Origin of the sequence: Streptococcus mitis, assembly GCF_946190155.1 — a bacterium.
Lineage (GTDB): Bacteria > Bacillota > Bacilli > Lactobacillales > Streptococcaceae > Streptococcus > Streptococcus mitis_CL.
This window is the reverse complement of record NZ_CAMHZL010000010.1, coordinates 48423-65813: the sequence shown is the minus strand read 5'-3', so window position 1 is coordinate 65813 and position 17391 is coordinate 48423. Positions and strand designations below refer to the sequence as shown.

Below are 17391 nucleotides of genomic sequence, written 5' to 3'. Positions count from 1 at the left end.
GACTTCAAGGTTCAGGAGCGTAAGTCTGATAAGTTGTATCTAGGTGAAACCCGTGTCCTCCAAGAAGGAAAACAAGGCGTCCGTGTTCACTTGATTGAAGTGGAAAATGGAAAACGTCAGCTTAAAGAAACTTACGATAAAGTCGCTGCAGAAGATCGTATCGTGGAAGTTGGAACCAAACCAGGCACCTCTCTTCCAGAAGACGAAGTGAAAAATCTTGTGCTTAACAGACCAGAACTTGTAATTGAAGAAGAAACAATCGATTTCAAGGTTCAGGAACAAAAGAACGATAAACTTCCAGTAGGTCAAACTCGAGTCCTCCAAGAAGGAAGACAAGGAGTCCGTGTTCACTTAATCGAGGTTGAAAATGGTAAGCGAACTGAAAAGGATAGCTATGATAAAGTTATGGCTCAGGATCGCATCATAGAAGTCGGTACAGCTGGTGAAACAACGAAACCAGTACAGCCGGTAGATACAAAACCACAAGTGTCAGAAAAAGCAGAAACAAAACCAATTGCTCCAAGTGAAGCTAGTCAAACTAATAAAGCCCAGTTACCAAATACAGGTAGTGTGACAAGCCAAGAAACAGTAGCAGCAGGTTTAGCTCTACTCTGTTTGAGTGCAGGATTAGTAGCCACTAAAGGTAAAAAAGAAGACTAGAAATTTTGATACTTTCGTTATCATTAAAGAGTGGAGAGAAACTCTTGTCTTAGATAGAAGATAAATCCCTTGGAATATAAGTTTCTAAGGGATTTTCTTTGTATAAAATTGTATAGTGTTATTATCTACCTTATTTTGTAGAGAAAGCAAAAATCCCTAGAAAATGTTTAGGGATTCAATTATTTCATTAAGAACAATTCAACAATCATCTCGATATACATGACAAGGGTTAATAAGAATCCTGCACGCCAGAAGAATTTGATGAATTTAGGATAGTAAAAGCTACGTTTTTTCAAAAGGAAGAAAAAAACGAGAATAATGGCTAGGACTGAGAGGGCTAGGCCCAGTCTAGGGAGGAAATTATGGGTAAAGGTTTTAGCTGTAATAAGGTAATACTCAAATACCAAGACTGGAAAAGCCAAATCCGCAAAGTTTCGTCCTAGTTTTTTTAATCTAAAAAGTTTGGTTATGATAATGCAGACTACTAAGGTCAGTATCAATAATAAAATAGATGCTAATTTCATTAAAATCATATCCATATTGTATCATAAAAAATCGCTAATGGAAACGAGAAACAGAGGAATTTATAGGAAAGTCAGGCTTTTGAGATTGTGAGTGTTTTTTGTTATAATGAAAGTTATGAAATCTTATAATACCTTGAATGATTATTATCGAAAACTCTTTGGAGAAAAGACCTTTAAAGTCCCTATTGACGCGGGATTTGACTGTCCCAATCGTGATGGAACTGTGGCTCATGGAGGCTGTACTTTTTGTACGGTTTCAGGTTCTGGAGATGCTATTGTCGCACCGGATGCGCCTATCCGAGAGCAATTTTATAAGGAAATTGACTTTATGCATCGTAAGTGGCCAGATGTGCAGAAGTATCTGGTTTATTTTCAAAATTTTACCAATACCCATGAAAAGGTGGAAGTGATTCGAGAACGTTATGAACAGGCTATCAACGAGCCAGGTGTAGTAGGAATCAATATTGGAACGCGCCCAGACTGTTTACCAGACGAAACCATCGAATATTTGGCTGAGTTATCGGAGCGAATGCATGTGACGGTTGAATTGGGCTTGCAGACCACCTATGAAGCAACCTCTGACTTGATTAACCGTGCCCATTCTTATGAATTGTACGTGGAAACGGTTAAGCGTTTGAGAAAGTATCCTAAGATTGAGATTGTTTCTCATCTTATTAATGGATTGCCTGGTGAAACCCATGAGATGATGATTGAAAATGTCCGCCGCTGTGTTACGGATAACGATATTCAAGGAATTAAACTGCATTTGCTTCACCTGATGACCAATACACGTATGCAGCGGGATTACCATGAGGGACGTTTGCAACTGATGAGTCAGGACGAATATGTCAAGGTCATCTGTGACCAACTGGAAATCATTCCCAAACATATTGTCATCCACCGCATTACAGGAGATGCACCTAGAGATATGCTGATTGGTCCTATGTGGAGCCTTAATAAATGGGAAGTGCTAAATGCTATTGAAACTGAAATGCGACGTCGCGGAAGTGTTCAAGGATGCAAGGCTGTAAAACAGGAGTTTTGATATGAAAAGACCACTTGAGATGGCACATGATTTTTTGGCTGAGGTAGTGACAAAAGAGGATATCGTAGTAGATGCGACCATGGGAAATGGCCACGATACTCTTTTTCTAGCCAAGCTAGCCAAGAAAGTCTATGCCTTTGATATTCAGGGACAAGCCTTGGAGAAAACCCAAGAGCGTTTGGACCAGGCTGGAATGACAAATGCCCAATTAATCTTGCAAGGTCATGAGACACTGGACCAGTTTGTGACAGAAGCCAAGGCTGGGATTTTTAATCTGGGCTATCTGCCGTCAGCTGATAAGTCTGTCATTACCCGACCTCAGACAACGATCGAAGCATTAGAAAAGCTGTGTGGTTTACTTGTCAAAGGTGGACGAATTGCTATCATGATCTACTATGGGCATGAAGGAGGCGACCTTGAGAGAGATGCTGTCTTGGATTTTGTTAGCCAGTTGAGCCAACAAGAGTATACAGCTGCCATTTACCGAACTTTAAACCAAGTCAACAACCCACCGTTTTTAGTGATGATTGAAAAATTAGAGAGATATAGACATGGATAAACAATACCTACGTGAAAAGCTGGATGCTATGCGCCAGAAATTTGTTGAGTCAACCCACCACGAACGAGCGGTGGGTGTGCTAGACCAAGCGCATATGAGCAAAAAAATGCTTAAAATCAAGAAAAAATTAGTTGCTCTTGAAATGGAACGGTGCCAGAGAAAAATTGAGCACAAAGATTGTTCCAAGATTGACCAAAAAATCAAAGAGCAGAAGGAGATATTTGAATCTTGTTGTAAAAAAGAGTAAGGAGGACGTGCGTGGAATTACTGATTTACCTCATCCTATTTTTACTGGTTTTGATTGTCTCAAGTACAACCAATAAGCTCCTGCCCTTTTTGCCTCTCCCTTTGGTGCAGATTCTTTTGGGAATTGTGATTGGTCTCTTTTTACCCAATACCGACTTTCACCTCAATACAGAGTTGTTTTTGGCCTTGGTTATCGGGCCCTTGCTTTTCCGAGAGTCGGAGGAAGCGGACATTACAGCTATTTTAAAACACTGGCGAATCATTGTTTATCTCATATTTCCAGTGATTTTTATCTCGACCCTGAGTTTGGGTGGTTTGGCCCACCTTCTTTGGTTCAGCCTTCCCATGGCAGCTTGCTTGGCTGTTGGGGCAGCTCTTGGCCCTACGGACTTGGTGGCTTTTGCTTCTCTTTCGGAGCGTTTTAGCTTTCCTAAGCGCGTGTCCAATATTCTTAAAGGTGAAGGACTCTTGAATGATGCTTCTGGCTTGGTTGCCTTTCAGGTAGCTTTGACAGCTTGGACAACTGGAGCCTTTTCCCTTGGGCAAGCGAGTAGTTCGCTCATCTTTTCAATACTAGGCGGTTTTTTGATTGGCTTTTTAACAGCCATGACCAACCGTTTCCTCCATAGTTTTTTACTTAGTGTACGAGCAACGGATATTGCCAGCGAACTTTTATTAGAATTGAGTTTGCCTCTGGTGACCTTCTTCCTGGCAGAAGAAGTCCATGTTTCAGGTATTATTGCCGTCGTAGTTGCTGGGATTTTAAAGGCAAGCCGTTTTAAGAAAATTACGCTTCTCGAAGCTCAAGTGGATACGGTGACCGAGACAGTCTGGCATACGGTGACCTTTATGCTCAACGGTTCTGTCTTCGTGATTTTGGGAATGGAGTTGGAAATGATAGCAGAACCTATCTTGACCAATCCAATCTATAATCCCTTACTCTTGCTGGTGTCTCTTGTCGTTCTTACCTTTGTCCTCTTTGCCATTCGTTTTGTCATGATCTATGGCTATTATGCTTATAGGACCCGACGCCTCAAGAAAAAGTTAAATAAGTATATGAAGGATATGCTTCTCTTAACCTTCTCAGGTGTCAAGGGAACGGTGTCGATTGCTACAATTCTTCTGATACCAAGTGATTTAGAGCAGAAATATCCAATCTTACTTTTCCTTGTCGCAGGTGTGACGCTTGTCAGCTTTTTAACAGGTCTCTTGGTCTTGCCTCATCTTTCTGATGAACAGGAAGAAAGCAAGGACTATCTCATGCATATCGCTATTTTGAATGAAGTAACAATAGAGTTGGAAAAAGAGTTGGAAGACACTAAAAATAAACTTCCCCTTTATGCGGCTATTGACAATTACCATGGACGAATAGAGAACCTTATCCTGAATCAAGAAAATAAGGGGGCTCAAGAAGACTGGGAGGCCTTGAAACTTCTCATCCTCAGTATTGAAAGTGATGGTTTAGAACAGGCTTACGAAGAGGACAAGATGAGTGAGCGTGCCTATAGAGTCTACCAACGATATTTGAAAAACATGGAACAAAGTATCAATCGCAAGTTTGCGTCACGATTGACCTATTATTTCCTTGTTTCCTTGCGGATTTTACGTTTTCTCCTCCATGAAGTCTTTACTCTTGGCAAGACCTTCCGCAGTTGGAAAAATGAAGAATCACAGAAACTCAGAGCCCTTGACTATGACCAAATTGCAGAGCTCTATCTAGAAAATACAGAGATGATTATCGAAAGTTTGGAGAACCTAAAAGGGGTTTATAAGAGTTCTTTAATCAGCTTTATGCAGGATTCTCGTCTTCGTGAAACGGCTATTATCACTAGTGGTGCCTTTGTCGAACGGGTTATCAATCGTGTTAAACCTAATAATATTGATGAGATGCTAAGAGGCTATTACCTAGAGCGCAAGTTGATTTTCGAATATGAAGAAAAACGATTGATTACAACCAAGTATGCCAAGAAGTTACGACAAAATGTAAATAACCTAGAAAACTATTCCTTGAAGGAAGCTGCCAATACCCTACCTTATGATATGATGGAATTGGTAAGAAGAAATTAATCAAGATTATAAGTGAAGGAGTGTGACATGAAGAAGTGGTGGAAAGAGCTGATAGATAAGCCTTTATTAAAAGCCTTTTTGCATTATTATCAAGCATCAGATAGTGAGTTGACCAGTGTTGCAGTAGCTTACTATTGGTTGATCTCGATATTTCCCCTGCTTTTGGTGGTGGTCAATATCCTCCCTTATTTTCAGATTCCAGTTTCCAATTTTTTAAACGTGACTAATAGTTTTTTGCCTGATACGGTTTATGATGTTATTGCAAAAATTGTAATGGAAGTTCTGACTCAGCCATCAACAGGTTTACTGAGTTTTGCGGTCTTATCAGCTTTATGGACTTTTTCAAAATCCATGAATTATCTCCAAAAAGCTTTTAATAAGGCCTATGGAGTAGCTAAGAGTAGAGGTTTAATTTACCAGCAATTGATGAGTTTACTAGTCAGTTTTGGCTTGCAAATCCTTTTTGCCTTAGCTCTCTTTCTCAGTGTCTTTGGCCGTATGCTTCTCAACCTTATCAAAAGCTACTGGAAATCGGATAGTCCTATCTTTGATTATCTGCAAGACCTAACAGGTCCCTTGGTTTATGCCCTGATTTTTGCCATCCTAGTCATGCTCTACTATTTCCTACCCAATGTTAAGGTCCGACGGATTCGACATGTTTTGCCGGGTAGTGCCTTTGTCTTGTTGACTCTGTCCTTACTGCTCAATATCTTTTCAGTCTATGTTAACAACTATGTCAATCACCTAGTGGACGTCCGCTTTTTCAGTTCCGTCGTCGTGGTGGTCATGATGTTTTGGTTTATTCTTATTGCTAAGATTTTAATTGTCGGAGCGGTTATCAATGCCAGTGTCCAGAGTTTGAAAGATCCGAGCTTTAGAATAAATTAACTCAATTCTTTATCCATTACAAAACGCATATTATCAGGTTTTATAAAACCTTGATAATATGCGCTTTTTTGATTGTGAAAACTAATAGATAAACATGGCATCGCCAAAACTAAAGAAGCGGTAGTGTTCTTGAATGGCATGGTGGTAGGCATCTAGGACCAATTCGCGACCTGCAAAGGCAGAAACCAACATGACCAGAGTTGATTTTGGCAGGTGGAAGTTGGTTGAGAAGGCATCCACTACCTTCCATTCATAGCCAGGTTTGATAAAGATATTGGTCCAGCCAGAATCTGCTTGGATTTGCCCATCAAACTTGGAACCAATAGTCTCCAGTGTGCGGATAGAAGTGGTTCCGACAGCGATGACACGACCACCATTTTCTTTAACGGAGCGAAGGGTGGCAGCAGCTTCCTCAGAAAGTTGGTAGAATTCTGAGTGCATTTCGTGTTCGTCCAGATTGTCAACAGAAACGGGTCTAAAGGTTCCGAGTCCGACATGGAGGGTCAGATAGACTAGATGAACACCCTTAGCTTGGATTTCTGCCAGCAGTTCTTTGGTAAAGTGGAGGCCAGCGGTTGGGGCAGCGGCTGAGCCACTTTCCTTGGCGTAAACAGTTTGATAGCGTTCGCGGTCATCCAATTTTTCATGGATATAAGGCGGTAGCGGCATTTCACCCAGACTTTCCAAGACTTCTAGGAAAATTCCTTGGTATTCAAAGCGGACAATGCGACCCCCGTGGGTCAATTCTTCCGTAACGACAGCGCTGAGGCGACCATCACCAAAGCTGACGCGAGTGCCAACCTTGAGGCGTTTGGCAGGTTTAGCCAGAACTTCCCACTCATCGCCAGCAGTGTTTTTGAGCAGGAGAAGTTCCACATGACCTCCAGTTTCTTCCTTTTGACCATAGAGGCGGGCAGGGAGAACTCGGGTATCGTTCATTACAAGGGCATCACCAGGTTCCAACATATCAATAATAGAGTGGAAGTGTTTGTCCTGCATTTCTCCCGTTTCACGGTTGACGATGAGGAGTTTAGAAGCATCACGTTTTTCAAGGGGCGTTTGGGCAATCAATTCCTCTGGCAAGTGGAAATCAAAATCAGCTGTATTCATATATCTGTTCATTCTTTCTAAGTTCTAATCCTATCCATTATAACATGTTTCAAGTATAGTCGCTCTTTTTTTAGAAATTAAATCGTTTTCACTTGACAGAAATTGGTCTATACCATATAATAAATATAGATTGAAACGGAGGATGAAAAGATGAAAGTTATTAAAGTTGAAAACCAAATCGAAGGTGGAAAAGTTGCTTTTGAGATTTTGAAGGAAAAATTGGCCAATGGAGCTCAAACACTAGGACTTGCGACAGGAAGTAGCCCACTTGAATTTTACAAGGAAATTGTTGAGAGCGACCTTGATTTTTCAAATCTAAACAGTGTCAACCTTGATGAGTATGTAGGACTTGATGGAGACAATCCACAGTCTTACCGTTATTTCATGCAAGAAAACTTGTTTAACCAAAAACCATTTAAAGAAAGTTTCTTGCCACGTGGTGTTAAGGATAATGCTGAAGCTGAAGTTGAACGCTACAACCAAATTTTGGCTGACCATCCAGTTGACCTGCAAATCTTGGGAATTGGTCGCAATGGACATATCGGATTTAATGAACCTGGTACTCCATTTGACAGTCAAACGCATCTAGTAGAGCTTGATCAGTCTACTATTGAAGCCAATGCTCGCTTCTTTGACAAGATTGAAGATGTTCCAACTCAAGCCATTTCAATGGGGATTAAAAATATCTTGGATGCCAAGTCAATCCTTCTCTTTGCTTACGGTGAGTCGAAAGCAGAAGCAATTGCCGGAACCGTGTCTGGCCCAGTGACTGAGAATCTCCCAGCAAGTAGCCTCCAAAATCACCCTGATGTGACGATCATCGCAGATGCTGAAGCGCTCAGCTTACTTGAAAAATAAAAAAGCAGCACCCTTCAGTTCTTCTATTGAACGCTTTCAAGACTTGTATAACTTGTATAATATAAATGGAAGAAAAAATCAAAATTAAACCGGATTTTTTCTTGACAATTATTCCTTTTACGTGTAAAATAGAATAGATCTTGAACTTGAAGGGAGTGAAAAAAATGTCTAAAACAGTAGTACGTAAGAATGAATCTCTTGACGACGCACTTCGTCGTTTCAAACGTGCGGTTACTAAAGCTGGTACTCTTCAAGAAACACGCAAACGTGAATTCTATGAAAAACCTTCTGTAAAACGTAAACGTAAATCAGAAGCAGCTCGTAAACGTAAAAAATTCTAATTAGAAATGAAAGGCTGGAAAAATCTAGTCTTTTTTCTTTTAAATAAATACTTCAAAGCCTGCAAAAATCTCAAATATCCTCCTACAATTTGATATAATAGAGAGAAGAACTCATTTGAAGGAGGAAATGATGTCGGTTTTAGTAAAAGAAGTGATTGAAAAGCTCAGACTAGACATTGTCTATGGCGAACCAGAATTACTTGAAAAGGAAATTAATACCGCGGACATTACGCGACCTGGTCTTGAAATGACGGGCTATTTTGACTATTACACGCCAGAGCGGATCCAACTCTTGGGAATGAAGGAGTGGTCCTATCTTGTTTCGATGTCCTCTCACAATCGTTACCAAGTCTTGAAAAAAATGTTTCTACCTGAGACACCTGCGGTCATTGTTGCTCGTGGTTTGGTAGTTCCAGAGGAAATGTTAAAGGCAGCCAGAGAATGTAAGATTGCCATTTTAACCAGTCGTACAGCTACTAGTCGTTTGTCTGGAGAGTTATCTAGTTATCTGGATTCTCGTTTGGCAGAACGGACCAGTGTGCATGGTGTCTTGATGGATATCTATGGAATGGGTGTCTTGATTCAAGGTGATAGTGGCATCGGTAAGAGTGAGACAGGTTTAGAGCTTGTCAAACGTGGTCACCGCTTGGTAGCTGATGACCGTGTCGATATCTTTGCCAAGGATGAGATTACTCTTTGGGGTGAACCAGCTGAAATCTTGAAACATTTGATTGAAATTCGTGGTGTTGGGATTATCGATGTTATGAGTCTCTACGGTGCGAGTGCGGTCAAGGATTCTTCACAAGTCCAGCTAGCCGTTTACCTGGAAAATTACGATACGCATAAGACTTTTGATCGTCTTGGAAACAATGCCGAGGAAATAGAAATTTCTGGCGTAGGTATTCCTCGTATCCGCATTCCAGTTAAAACTGGTCGTAATATCTCTGTCGTGATTGAGGCAGCTGCCATGAATTATCGTGCCAAGGAAATGGGCTTTGATGCGACGCGTTTATTCGAAGAACGTTTGACAAATCTCATTGCTCAGAACGAGGTGCCTAATGCTTGATCCAATTGCTATTCATCTAGGCCCTATAGCCATTCGTTGGTATGCCTTGTGTATTGTGACAGGCTTGATTCTTGCGGTTTATTTGACCATGAAAGAAGCGCCTAGAAAGAAGATCATACCAGACGATATTTTAGATTTCATCTTGATAGCCTTTCCCTTGGCTATTTTAGGAGCTCGTCTCTACTATGTTATTTTCCGTTTTGATTACTATAGTCAGAATTTGGGAGAGATTTTTGCCATTTGGAATGGTGGTTTGGCCATTTACGGTGGTTTGATAACTGGGGCTCTTGTCCTCTATATCTTTGCTGATCGTAAACTCATCAATACTTGGGATTTTCTAGATATTGCGGCACCTAGCGTCATGATTGCCCAAAGTCTAGGCCGCTGGGGTAATTTCTTTAACCAAGAAGCTTATGGTGCAGCAGTGGATAATCTGGATTATCTACCTGGCTTTATTCGTGACCAGATGTATATTGAGGGGAGCTACCGTCAACCGACCTTCCTTTATGAATCTCTATGGAATCTACTTGGCTTTGCCTTGATTCTGATTTTTAGACGAAAATGGAAGAGCCTCAGACGAGGTCATATTACTGCTTTCTACTTGATTTGGTATGGTTTCGGTCGCATGGTCATCGAAGGTATGCGGACAGATAGCCTCATGTTCTTTGGACTTCGAGTATCTCAATGGCTTTCAGTTGTTCTTATCGGATTGGGTATTTTTATCATTCTTTATCAAAATCGTAAGAAGGCCCCTTACTATGTTACAGAGGAGGAAAATTAAATGTTAGAAGTTGCATATATTCTTGTAGCCCTTGCTTTGATTGTATTTTTAGTGTATTTAATCATTACTGTACAAAAGCTTGGTCGTGTTATAGATGAAACAGAGAAGACGATTAAAACCTTAACTTCAGATGTGGATGTGACCTTGCATCATACCAATGAATTGCTGTCTAAGGTCAATGTCTTGGCAGATGATATTAACGTCAAGGTGGCAACGATTGATCCACTCTTTAGTGCAGTTGCAGATTTATCTCTATCTGTTTCAGATCTTAATGACCATGCGCGTGTATTGAGTAAGAAAGCTTCATCAGCTGGTTCAAAAACACTCAAGACTGGTGCAAGTCTGTCAGCTCTTCGTGTAGCAAGTAAATTTTTCAAAAAATAAAAAAGGAGAATCCTTATGGGTAAACTATCCTCAATCCTTTTAGGAACCGTTTCAGGTGCAGCTCTTGCCTTGTTTTTAACAAGCGACAAGGGCAAACAAGTTTGCAGTCAGGCTCAAGATTTTCTAGATGATTTGAGAGAAGATCCTGAGTATGCCAAGGAGCAGGTCTGTGAAAAACTGACAGAAGTTAAGGAGCAGGCTACAGATTTTGTTCTTAAAACCAAAGAACAGGTTGAGTCAGGTGAAATCACTGTGGACAGTGTACTTGCTCAAGCCAAATCATGTGCTCGCCAAGCGACAGAAGCATCAAAAGATCGATTCAATAATCTCAAGGAGCAATGGCAAGAAAAGGCCGAAACTCTTGATGAATCAGAAGAGATTGTTATTGACATAACAGAAGAATAAACCATCACCATCTCTGGACGGACTATGTGTCTGGGGATGGTGATTTTTTTCTCGTAGCGTGTCTTTGTGGTATAATAATTACTATGCAGAAAAAACCAACGTCAGCCTATGTGCACATCCCATTTTGTACCCAGATTTGTTATTATTGTGACTTTTCAAAAGTTTTTATCAAGAATCAGCCGGTAGATAGTTATTTGGAACATCTGTTAGAAGAGTTTCAATCTTATGATATTCAAAAGTTGCGAACCCTCTACATCGGTGGTGGCACACCGACAGCTTTATCAGCTTCGCAACTGGAGGTGTTATTGAAGGGATTGACTAAAAACTTGGACCTGTCTGTTTTAGAAGAGTTGACTATTGAGGCTAATCCAGGCGACTTGGATGCGGATAAGATTGCTGTTTTGAAAAACTCGGCTGTCAACCGTGTTTCGCTAGGTGTGCAGACCTTTGATGACAAGATGCTGAAAAAGATTGGGCGCAGTCATTTGGAGAAGGATATTTATGAAAATATCGACCGTCTGAAACTGGCTGGTTTTGACAATATCTCCATCGATTTGATTTATGCACTGCCTGGTCAGACCATGGAGCAGGTCAAGGAAAATGTGGCTAAGGCTATTGGGCTGGATATTCCTCATATGAGTTTGTATAGCTTGATTTTGGAAAATCATACGGTCTTTATGAACCGTATGCGACGAGGGAAGTTGCCTCTGCCTAAGGAGGAAGTGGAAGCTGAGATGTTTGAATATATCATCGCAGAGCTGGAGCGAGCTGGTTTTGAGCATTATGAGATTTCCAATTTCTCAAAGTCTGGTTTTGAAAGTCGCCACAATCTCATGTACTGGGACAATGCTGAATACTATGGCATCGGTGCTGGGGCATCTGGTTATGTCAATGGGGTGCGCTATAAAAATCATGGTCCCATTCGTCATTATCTTAATGCAGTTGAGGAAGGCAATGCTCGCATCACAGAAGAGCACCTGAGTCAAAAGGAGCAAATGGAAGAAGAAATGTTCTTGGGACTCCGCAAGAAATCAGGAGTCTCCATGATGAGATTTGAGGAAAAATTTGGACGGTCTTTTGATGGACTTTATGGAGAAATTGTCAAGGACTTGGTTCAACAAGGTCTCATGCAAATAGAGGGTGACCGCGTGCGCATGACAAAGAGAGGTCTCTTTTTAGGAGACACTGTAGCAGAACGATTTATTTTGGAGTAGGATGATGGGCTTAACTTATCAAATGAAAATGAAAATTCCTTTTGATATGGCTGATATGAACGGTCATATCAAACTCCCAGATGTGATTTTACTGTCTCTGCAAGTTTCAGGGATGCAGTCGATTGAACTGGGAGTTAGTGATAAGACTATTTTGGAAGAGCATAATCTGGTCTGGATTATCACAGACTATGATATTGAGGTGGTTCGTTTGCCTCGTTTTGCGGAAGAAATTACCATCGAAACGGAAGCTTTGAGCTATAATCGACTTTTTTGCTACCGTCGCTTTACCATTTATGATGAAACGGGGCAGGAGCTCATTCACATGATGGCGACCTTTGTTCTCATGGACCGAGACAGTCGAAGAGTTCATGTTGTCGAGCCTGAGATTGTGGCTCCTTACCAGTCTGATTTTGATAAAAAACTTATCCGCGGGCCAAAGTATGAGTCCTTGAACGAATCAATCAGCAAGGATTACCATGTCCGTTTTTACGATTTGGATATGAATGGTCATGTCAATAACAGTAAATACTTGGACTGGATTTTTGAGGTCATGGGAGCGGATTTTTTGACCCAATATATTCCCAAGAAAATCAATCTCAAGTATGTCAAGGAAGTTCGACCAGGTGGGGTGATTACATCGGCTGTTGAACGAACTGGACTGGAAACCAAGCATGAGATTACAAGTGATGGGGCTACCAATGCCCAAGCTATCATCACTTGGCAAGAAATGAAGAAGGATTAGGGAGAAATAGATGAAATATAAAGGCTATTTAATTGATTTAGACGGAACCATTTATAAGGGGAAAGATCGAATTCCAACAGGAGAAGCTTTTGTCCATGAATTGCAAAAGCGGGATATCCCCTATCTCTTTGTGACCAACAATACAACCCGCACTCCAGAGAGTGTTCAGGAGATGCTGGCTCAGAATTTTAATATTGATACGCCCCTGTCGACTGTCTACACCGCGACTTTGGCAACAATCGACTATATGAATGACTTGGGTCTTGAAAAGACCGTCTATGTCATCGGAGAAGTAGGGCTCAAGGAAGCCATTAAGGCGGCTGGATATGTCGAAGACAAGGATAATCCTGCCTATGTGGTAGTAGGATTGGACTGGCAAGTCGACTATGAAAAATTTGCGACAGCAACTCTAGCTATCCAAAAGGGAGCTCATTTTATCGGAACCAATCCTGACCTCAACATCCCGACAGAACGTGGTCTTTTGCCTGGTGCTGGTTCACTGATTACCCTTCTTGAAGTGGCAACACGAGTGAAGCCTGTTTATATTGGAAAACCAAATGCCATCATCATGGACAAGGCGGTTGAGCACTTAGGCTTGGAACGTGAAGAGTTGATTATGGTTGGGGACAATTACCTGACTGATATTCGAGCAGGGATTGACAATGGCATTCCAACGCTCTTGGTTACAACAGGTTTTACCAAGGCAGAAGAAGTAGTAGACCTGCCAATCACACCGACACATGTGGTTTCTAGCCTTGCGGAGTGGGATTTTGATGAAAACTAAACTGACCTTTTGGAGCTCTATGCTCTTTCTCCTGTCCCTCTCAATCCTTCTGACTATTTATCTGGCTTGGATTTTCTATCCGCTGGAGATTCAGTGGCTGAATTTAACAGATCGAGTTTATCTAAAACCAGAAACCATTCAGTACAACTTTCATATTTTGATGAATTACCTGACCAATCCTTTTAGTCAGGTATTAGAGATGCCAGATTTTCGTTCGTCAGCAGCTGGTCTGCACCACTTTGCGGTGGTCAAGGACCTCTTCCACTTTGTTCAGCTAGTAGCTCTAGTGACACTGCCAAGTTTCTATTTCTTTGTCAAAGGGATTGTGAAAAAGGGATTTTTATCTTTATTTAGTAAGGAACTTCTGACTCTAGTAGTTTTGCCTTTGCTGATTGGACTTGGAGGAGTTTTGATTGGTTTTGACCAATTCTTTACCCTTTTCCATCAAATTCTCTTTGTGGGAGATGATACCTGGCTTTTTGACCCAGCCAAGGATCCAGTGATTCTGATTTTGCCAGAGACCTTCTTCCTTCATGCCTTTCTTCTCTTTTTTGCCCTCTATGAAAGCTTCTTTGGCTATCTTTATCTGAAAAGTCGTGGGAAGTGAAACGAAAGATGTTCTTATTCCACATATATAAATTAGGTGTGTGATTCGAAACTATTGTCAAGAATGAATTAACCAAATCCAATTGTGTCAATCGTTCGCAAACAGTCTATTTTTCTTGAAAAAATAGGCTTTTTTTCTAAAAATCTCTAGTCAAGCGCTTTATTTTTTTGTATAATAGAATTAGCAAAGTATAGATAAGAAGAGAAAAGCATGATTACACTATTTCTATCACCGAGCTGTACTTCATGTCGTAAGGCAAAGGCCTGGTTAGAAAAACATAAGGTGCCCTTTGAGGAGCACAATATTATGACTAGTCCTTTAACGAGAAAAGAATTGCAACACATTCTTTCCTTGACCGAAAATGGTACTGATGACATCATTTCAACTCGTTCAAAAATTTTTCAAAAATTAGATATTGATGTAGAGAGTATTTCAGTATCGGAATTGCTTCATTTGATTGAGCAGTATCCTAGTCTTTTGCGTCGCCCAATTATTATTGATGCCAAACGTATGCAAATTGGGTTTAATGAAGATGAGATTCGTGCTTTTCTCCCTCGTAGTTACCGTAAGCAAGAACTAAAAGAAGCAAGAATGAGAGCTGGTATTAGTTAATGAACAAACAGTATAGTTACCCACTAGATTTGTCGTGGAGCACTGAAGAACTTGCTTCAGTGCTTTCTTTTTTTAATGATGTTGAAGCTGCCTATGAAGGCAAGGTAGAGGCTAAAAAGTTACTGGACTCCTATAAGGGATTCAAAGCGGTCGTGCCAAGCAAGAGCGAAGAAAAACGTTTGGGACGAGAATTTGAAACAGTTAGTGGCTATTCGCTTTATAGAGCAGTTCAGGCTGCCAAGGAAAAAGGGGAAGGAAAGATTTCTCTTGGAAAGTAAATTTGAATTTGCTAAAGAGCTAATTAAGAAAGCAGGTCAGTACATCCTTGACCATATGCAGGAAGACTTGCAGGTTGAGAGCAAGACCTCTCCAACAGATTTGGTGACCAGACTGGACAAGGAAGTTCAGGAGCTATTGGTTGGTGAGATTTTGTCTCGTTATCCTGAGGATAAGATTTGTGCTGAAGAAGGTTGTCTGCGAGCCTCGGTTCAAGAGGGCAAGGTTTGGGTTATTGATCCAATTGATGGTACCAATAATTTTGTAGCCCAGCAGGAAGATTTTGCTGTCATGATGGCTTATTTTGAGAATGGTCAGGGACAGTTTGGTCTCATTTATGATGTGGTCAAAGGGGATTGTTATCACGGTGGTGGAGCCTTTCCAGTTTGTCTAAATGATAAGCCCCTAGCTCCCTTTAAAGCAAAACCACTTGGAGATTTTCTCATTGCAGGGAATAGTGGTATGTTGGAAACCAACGAATGGGGGCTGGCTGATTTGGGTCGAGCGGTCCTCGGTGTACGTGTCTATGGGAGTGCGGCCATTAGTTTTGCCAAGATTTTGTCAGGGCGTTTGTTGACCTATGTCACTTATCTGCAACCATGGGATTATGCTGCGGCTAGTATTTTAGGGGAAAATCTGGGCTATCGGGTTGTGACCCTATCTGGTCAACCGCTTGATTTTCAAACCAGACAGCCGGTCATGATGCTACCTCTTGAGATGCAGGAGGAAATTCAGTCCTATATTTACGAAAGGAAAAAAACTTAAATGCAATTTCCAGAAGGATTTGTTGAAAAATATGAAGAGATACTAGGAGATGAGGCAAGAGATTTTCTTGCCTCTTTTGAGGAGGAAGCGGTTTCGGCCTTTCGGGTGAATCCTTTAAAAGAAACACCAATTTCCTTTCCTGATCCCATTCCTCAAACCCCTTGGGGCCATTATGGGAAGGTGTCTGGGAAATCTCCGGAACATGCTACAGGTTTGGTTTATTCGCAAGAACCTGCTGCCCAGATGGTTGCTCAGGTAGCCCAGCCCAGTCCTGGTATGAAAGTCTTGGATTTGGCTGCTGCACCGGGTGGAAAATCAACTCAGCTGGCAGCCTATCTAGCAGGGGAGGGTCTCCTTGTTTCCAATGAAATTTCAAGCAAACGGGCTAAGATTTTAGTAGAAAACATGGAGCGCTTTGGAGCGACAAATGTCGTGGTGACCAATGAATCTGCTGACCGCTTGGCCAAGGTTTTTAAAGGCTATTTTGACCTCATTGTCCTTGATGCTCCTTGCTCTGGTGAAGGGATGTTTCGTAAGCAACCAGATGCTATGGATTATTGGAACTTAGATTATCCGAGTCAATGTGCTAGTTTGCAAAGAGAAATTCTGGAAGATGCAGTAACCATGTTAGCTCAAGGTGGTCGTCTGGTTTATTCTACCTGTACCTGGGCACCCGAGGAAAATGAAGAAATAGTCAATTGGCTACTGGAAGAGTATGATTTTGATTTGCTACCAGTTGAACATATCAATGGAATGGTAGCTGGTATTGACCTGCCAGAAACGGCTCGTATGTACCCTCATCATTTTAAGGGAGAGGGGCAGTTTGTAGCCCATTTGCAATTTAAGGGTGAAAATCCAGCCCCTAAATATAAGGCAAGTAAGAGTAATCTCAGCCGTGAACAAGTGGCCTTGTGGCAGGAATTTGCACAAAAACATTTGCAGGTCAATCTAAGGGGAATCTTGCAGACTTTTGGTGACCAACTCTATCTCCTGCCAGAACTTTTGCCAGATTTAGGGAAACTCAAGATTGCTCGGAATGGCCTGCATCTGGGTACCTTTAAGAAGAAACGCTTTGAACCCAGTTTCGCTCTTGGTCTAGCCTTGAAACCAAGTCAGGTCAAGCAGTCGGTTGAAATTGACCAAGAAGAGTTTGTAAAGTATGTGGCTGGAGAAACCGTTCAATTGGCGGAAAGTCAGCCAAATGGTTGGTACCAAGTTTTGGTTCAAGGCAATGGGTTGGGCTTTGCTAAGGTGACGGGAAATGTTTTGAAAAATTATTTTCCAAAAGGCCTAAGATTCAAGTGAAAATGCTAGTCAAAGTAGCTTGTCTATGTTATAGTGGAAGTATGGATTTTTTTCAAATTGTCTTTCATTTTAAGTCAAAATTGGTGGAGATGGTAACTAAGCAAATTTCTAGTTAAACCAAGCTAATACTCTTCGAAAATCAAATTCAAACC

The 17391-nt window shown here is 41.2% G+C and carries 22 protein-coding genes; 20 read left to right on the top strand and 2 right to left on the bottom strand.

Translation table 11 applies throughout. The annotated features are described in order from the left end of the window. On the top strand, nucleotides 1–660 hold a 660-nt coding region (locus tag N8O80_RS08305; RefSeq protein ID WP_261027795.1), incomplete at its 5' end, for an LPXTG cell wall anchor domain-containing protein. A gap of 179 nt (nucleotides 661–839) precedes the next feature. On the opposite strand, the gene N8O80_RS08300 is transcribed toward N8O80_RS08305, so the two are convergent. Beyond that, a complete protein-coding gene (locus N8O80_RS08300; protein WP_153219342.1) occupies nucleotides 840–1199 on the bottom strand; it encodes a DUF3397 domain-containing protein in 360 nt (119 codons plus the stop codon). 91 nt (nucleotides 1200–1290) lie between these two features. On the opposite strand from N8O80_RS08300, the gene mnmL reads away from it, so the two are divergent. Genes mnmL through N8O80_RS08275 form a run of 5 tightly spaced genes read left to right on the top strand, consistent with a single transcriptional unit; the run spans nucleotide 1291 to nucleotide 5989 of the window. Then, a complete protein-coding gene (mnmL, locus tag N8O80_RS08295) occupies nucleotides 1291–2229 on the top strand; it encodes a tRNA modification radical SAM protein MnmL/YtqA (RefSeq protein ID WP_247931928.1) in 939 nt (312 codons plus the stop codon). A gap of 1 nt (nucleotide 2230) precedes the next feature. After that, a complete protein-coding gene (gene mnmM, locus N8O80_RS08290; RefSeq protein WP_247931927.1) occupies nucleotides 2231–2788 on the top strand; it encodes a tRNA 5-(aminomethyl)-2-thiouridylate-methyltransferase MnmM in 558 nt (185 codons plus the stop codon). Beyond that, nucleotides 2781–3035: a hypothetical protein gene (locus N8O80_RS08285; protein ID WP_101782746.1), complete on the top strand. Its 255-nt coding sequence runs from the start codon at nucleotides 2781–2783 to the stop codon at nucleotides 3033–3035. The genes mnmM and N8O80_RS08285 overlap by 8 nt, the downstream gene beginning before the upstream one ends. Nucleotides 3036–3046: 11 nt before the next feature. Further along, nucleotides 3047–5101: a cation:proton antiporter gene (locus N8O80_RS08280; protein WP_247931926.1), complete on the top strand. Its 2055-nt coding sequence runs from the start codon at nucleotides 3047–3049 to the stop codon at nucleotides 5099–5101. Between the two features lie 27 nt (nucleotides 5102–5128). Further along, a complete protein-coding gene (locus N8O80_RS08275; protein WP_049510416.1) occupies nucleotides 5129–5989 on the top strand; it encodes a YihY/virulence factor BrkB family protein in 861 nt (286 codons plus the stop codon). 81 nt (nucleotides 5990–6070) lie between these two features. Here the strand turns inward: N8O80_RS08275 and queA are convergent, their stop codons facing one another. Further along, nucleotides 6071–7099, bottom strand: coding sequence for a tRNA preQ1(34) S-adenosylmethionine ribosyltransferase-isomerase QueA (gene queA, locus N8O80_RS08270; protein ID WP_001090137.1), 1029 nt, complete (start codon nucleotides 7097–7099; stop codon nucleotides 6071–6073). Nucleotides 7100–7249: 150 nt separating this feature from the next. Between queA and N8O80_RS08265 the strand changes: the two genes are divergently transcribed. The 14 genes from N8O80_RS08265 to N8O80_RS08200 all read left to right on the top strand — a co-directional run bounded on the left by N8O80_RS08265 (nucleotide 7250) and on the right by N8O80_RS08200 (nucleotide 17239). Further along, on the top strand, nucleotides 7250–7957 hold the full coding sequence (locus tag N8O80_RS08265) for a glucosamine-6-phosphate deaminase (RefSeq protein WP_261027791.1): 708 nt from the start codon (nucleotides 7250–7252) through the stop codon (nucleotides 7955–7957). A 164-nt stretch (nucleotides 7958–8121) separates the two neighbouring features. Further along, complete coding sequence (rpsU, locus tag N8O80_RS08260) at nucleotides 8122–8298, top strand: 30S ribosomal protein S21 (protein WP_000048054.1); 177 nt, start codon at nucleotides 8122–8124, stop codon at nucleotides 8296–8298. A gap of 130 nt (nucleotides 8299–8428) precedes the next feature. Then, the gene (gene hprK / locus N8O80_RS08255; RefSeq protein ID WP_000115152.1) at nucleotides 8429–9364 is read left to right on the top strand and encodes an HPr(Ser) kinase/phosphatase; all 936 of its coding nucleotides are present in this window, start codon (nucleotides 8429–8431) and stop codon (nucleotides 9362–9364) included. After that, nucleotides 9357–10145 carry a prolipoprotein diacylglyceryl transferase gene (gene lgt, locus N8O80_RS08250; RefSeq protein ID WP_004262504.1) on the top strand — a complete coding sequence of 263 codons (789 nt, stop codon included), beginning with the start codon at nucleotides 9357–9359 and terminating at the stop codon, nucleotides 10143–10145. Before hprK ends, lgt begins: the two co-directional genes overlap by 8 nt. Next, on the top strand, nucleotides 10146–10529 hold the full coding sequence (locus N8O80_RS08245) for a DUF948 domain-containing protein (RefSeq protein WP_000895046.1): 384 nt from the start codon (nucleotides 10146–10148) through the stop codon (nucleotides 10527–10529). 15 nt (nucleotides 10530–10544) lie between these two features. Then, nucleotides 10545–10934, top strand: a complete 390-nt coding sequence (locus N8O80_RS08240; protein WP_000517381.1) for a YtxH domain-containing protein — start codon at nucleotides 10545–10547, stop codon at nucleotides 10932–10934. An 83-nt stretch (nucleotides 10935–11017) separates the two neighbouring features. Beyond that, entirely contained in the window at nucleotides 11018–12148 is a 1131-nt protein-coding gene (gene hemW / locus N8O80_RS08235) for a radical SAM family heme chaperone HemW (protein ID WP_247930078.1), read from the top strand. A gap of 4 nt (nucleotides 12149–12152) precedes the next feature. Beyond that, nucleotides 12153–12890, top strand: a complete 738-nt coding sequence (locus N8O80_RS08230; protein WP_125851775.1) for an acyl-[acyl-carrier-protein] thioesterase — start codon at nucleotides 12153–12155, stop codon at nucleotides 12888–12890. Nucleotides 12891–12900: 10 nt separating this feature from the next. Beyond that, nucleotides 12901–13674, top strand: a complete 774-nt coding sequence (locus N8O80_RS08225) for a TIGR01457 family HAD-type hydrolase (RefSeq protein ID WP_247930079.1) — start codon at nucleotides 12901–12903, stop codon at nucleotides 13672–13674. Then, entirely contained in the window at nucleotides 13664–14281 is a 618-nt protein-coding gene (locus N8O80_RS08220) for a TIGR01906 family membrane protein (protein WP_261027785.1), read from the top strand. Before N8O80_RS08225 ends, N8O80_RS08220 begins: the two co-directional genes overlap by 11 nt. A 210-nt stretch (nucleotides 14282–14491) precedes the next feature. Continuing rightward, nucleotides 14492–14893 (top strand): Spx/MgsR family RNA polymerase-binding regulatory protein, encoded by a 402-nt coding sequence (locus N8O80_RS08215; protein ID WP_000631254.1) that lies wholly within the window; start codon nucleotides 14492–14494, stop codon nucleotides 14891–14893. Beyond that, a complete protein-coding gene (locus N8O80_RS08210; protein ID WP_001041974.1) occupies nucleotides 14893–15171 on the top strand; it encodes a UPF0223 family protein in 279 nt (92 codons plus the stop codon). Before N8O80_RS08215 ends, N8O80_RS08210 begins: the two co-directional genes overlap by 1 nt. Then, nucleotides 15161–15934, top strand: coding sequence for an inositol monophosphatase family protein (locus N8O80_RS08205; protein ID WP_261027782.1), 774 nt, complete (start codon nucleotides 15161–15163; stop codon nucleotides 15932–15934). The genes N8O80_RS08210 and N8O80_RS08205 overlap by 11 nt, the downstream gene beginning before the upstream one ends. Beyond that, nucleotides 15935–17239 (top strand): RsmF rRNA methyltransferase first C-terminal domain-containing protein, encoded by a 1305-nt coding sequence (locus N8O80_RS08200; protein WP_261027780.1) that lies wholly within the window; start codon nucleotides 15935–15937, stop codon nucleotides 17237–17239. It abuts the gene before it with no gap. Nucleotides 17240–17391: the final 152 nt, after the last annotated feature.

Coding starts and splice junctions, on each gene's coding strand:
- N8O80_RS08200 (WP_261027780.1), top strand. CDS start 15,935: ATGCAATTTCCAGAAGGATTTGTTGAAAAATATGAAGAGATACTAGGA.
- hprK (WP_000115152.1), top strand. CDS start 8,429: ATGTCGGTTTTAGTAAAAGAAGTGATTGAAAAGCTCAGACTAGACATT.
- N8O80_RS08240 (WP_000517381.1), top strand. CDS start 10,545: ATGGGTAAACTATCCTCAATCCTTTTAGGAACCGTTTCAGGTGCAGCT.
- N8O80_RS08300 (WP_153219342.1), bottom strand. CDS start 1,199: ATGGATATGATTTTAATGAAATTAGCATCTATTTTATTATTGATACTG.
- N8O80_RS08220 (WP_261027785.1), top strand. CDS start 13,664: ATGAAAACTAAACTGACCTTTTGGAGCTCTATGCTCTTTCTCCTGTCC.
- mnmM (WP_247931927.1), top strand. CDS start 2,231: ATGAAAAGACCACTTGAGATGGCACATGATTTTTTGGCTGAGGTAGTG.
- queA (WP_001090137.1), bottom strand. CDS start 7,099: ATGAATACAGCTGATTTTGATTTCCACTTGCCAGAGGAATTGATTGCC.
- rpsU (WP_000048054.1), top strand. CDS start 8,122: ATGTCTAAAACAGTAGTACGTAAGAATGAATCTCTTGACGACGCACTT.
- hemW (WP_247930078.1), top strand. CDS start 11,018: ATGCAGAAAAAACCAACGTCAGCCTATGTGCACATCCCATTTTGTACC.
- N8O80_RS08265 (WP_261027791.1), top strand. CDS start 7,250: ATGAAAGTTATTAAAGTTGAAAACCAAATCGAAGGTGGAAAAGTTGCT.
- mnmL (WP_247931928.1), top strand. CDS start 1,291: ATGAAAGTTATGAAATCTTATAATACCTTGAATGATTATTATCGAAAA.
- N8O80_RS08225 (WP_247930079.1), top strand. CDS start 12,901: ATGAAATATAAAGGCTATTTAATTGATTTAGACGGAACCATTTATAAG.
- N8O80_RS08275 (WP_049510416.1), top strand. CDS start 5,129: ATGAAGAAGTGGTGGAAAGAGCTGATAGATAAGCCTTTATTAAAAGCC.
- N8O80_RS08230 (WP_125851775.1), top strand. CDS start 12,153: ATGGGCTTAACTTATCAAATGAAAATGAAAATTCCTTTTGATATGGCT.
- N8O80_RS08285 (WP_101782746.1), top strand. CDS start 2,781: ATGGATAAACAATACCTACGTGAAAAGCTGGATGCTATGCGCCAGAAA.
- N8O80_RS08215 (WP_000631254.1), top strand. CDS start 14,492: ATGATTACACTATTTCTATCACCGAGCTGTACTTCATGTCGTAAGGCA.
- N8O80_RS08210 (WP_001041974.1), top strand. CDS start 14,893: ATGAACAAACAGTATAGTTACCCACTAGATTTGTCGTGGAGCACTGAA.
- N8O80_RS08245 (WP_000895046.1), top strand. CDS start 10,146: ATGTTAGAAGTTGCATATATTCTTGTAGCCCTTGCTTTGATTGTATTT.
- lgt (WP_004262504.1), top strand. CDS start 9,357: ATGCTTGATCCAATTGCTATTCATCTAGGCCCTATAGCCATTCGTTGG.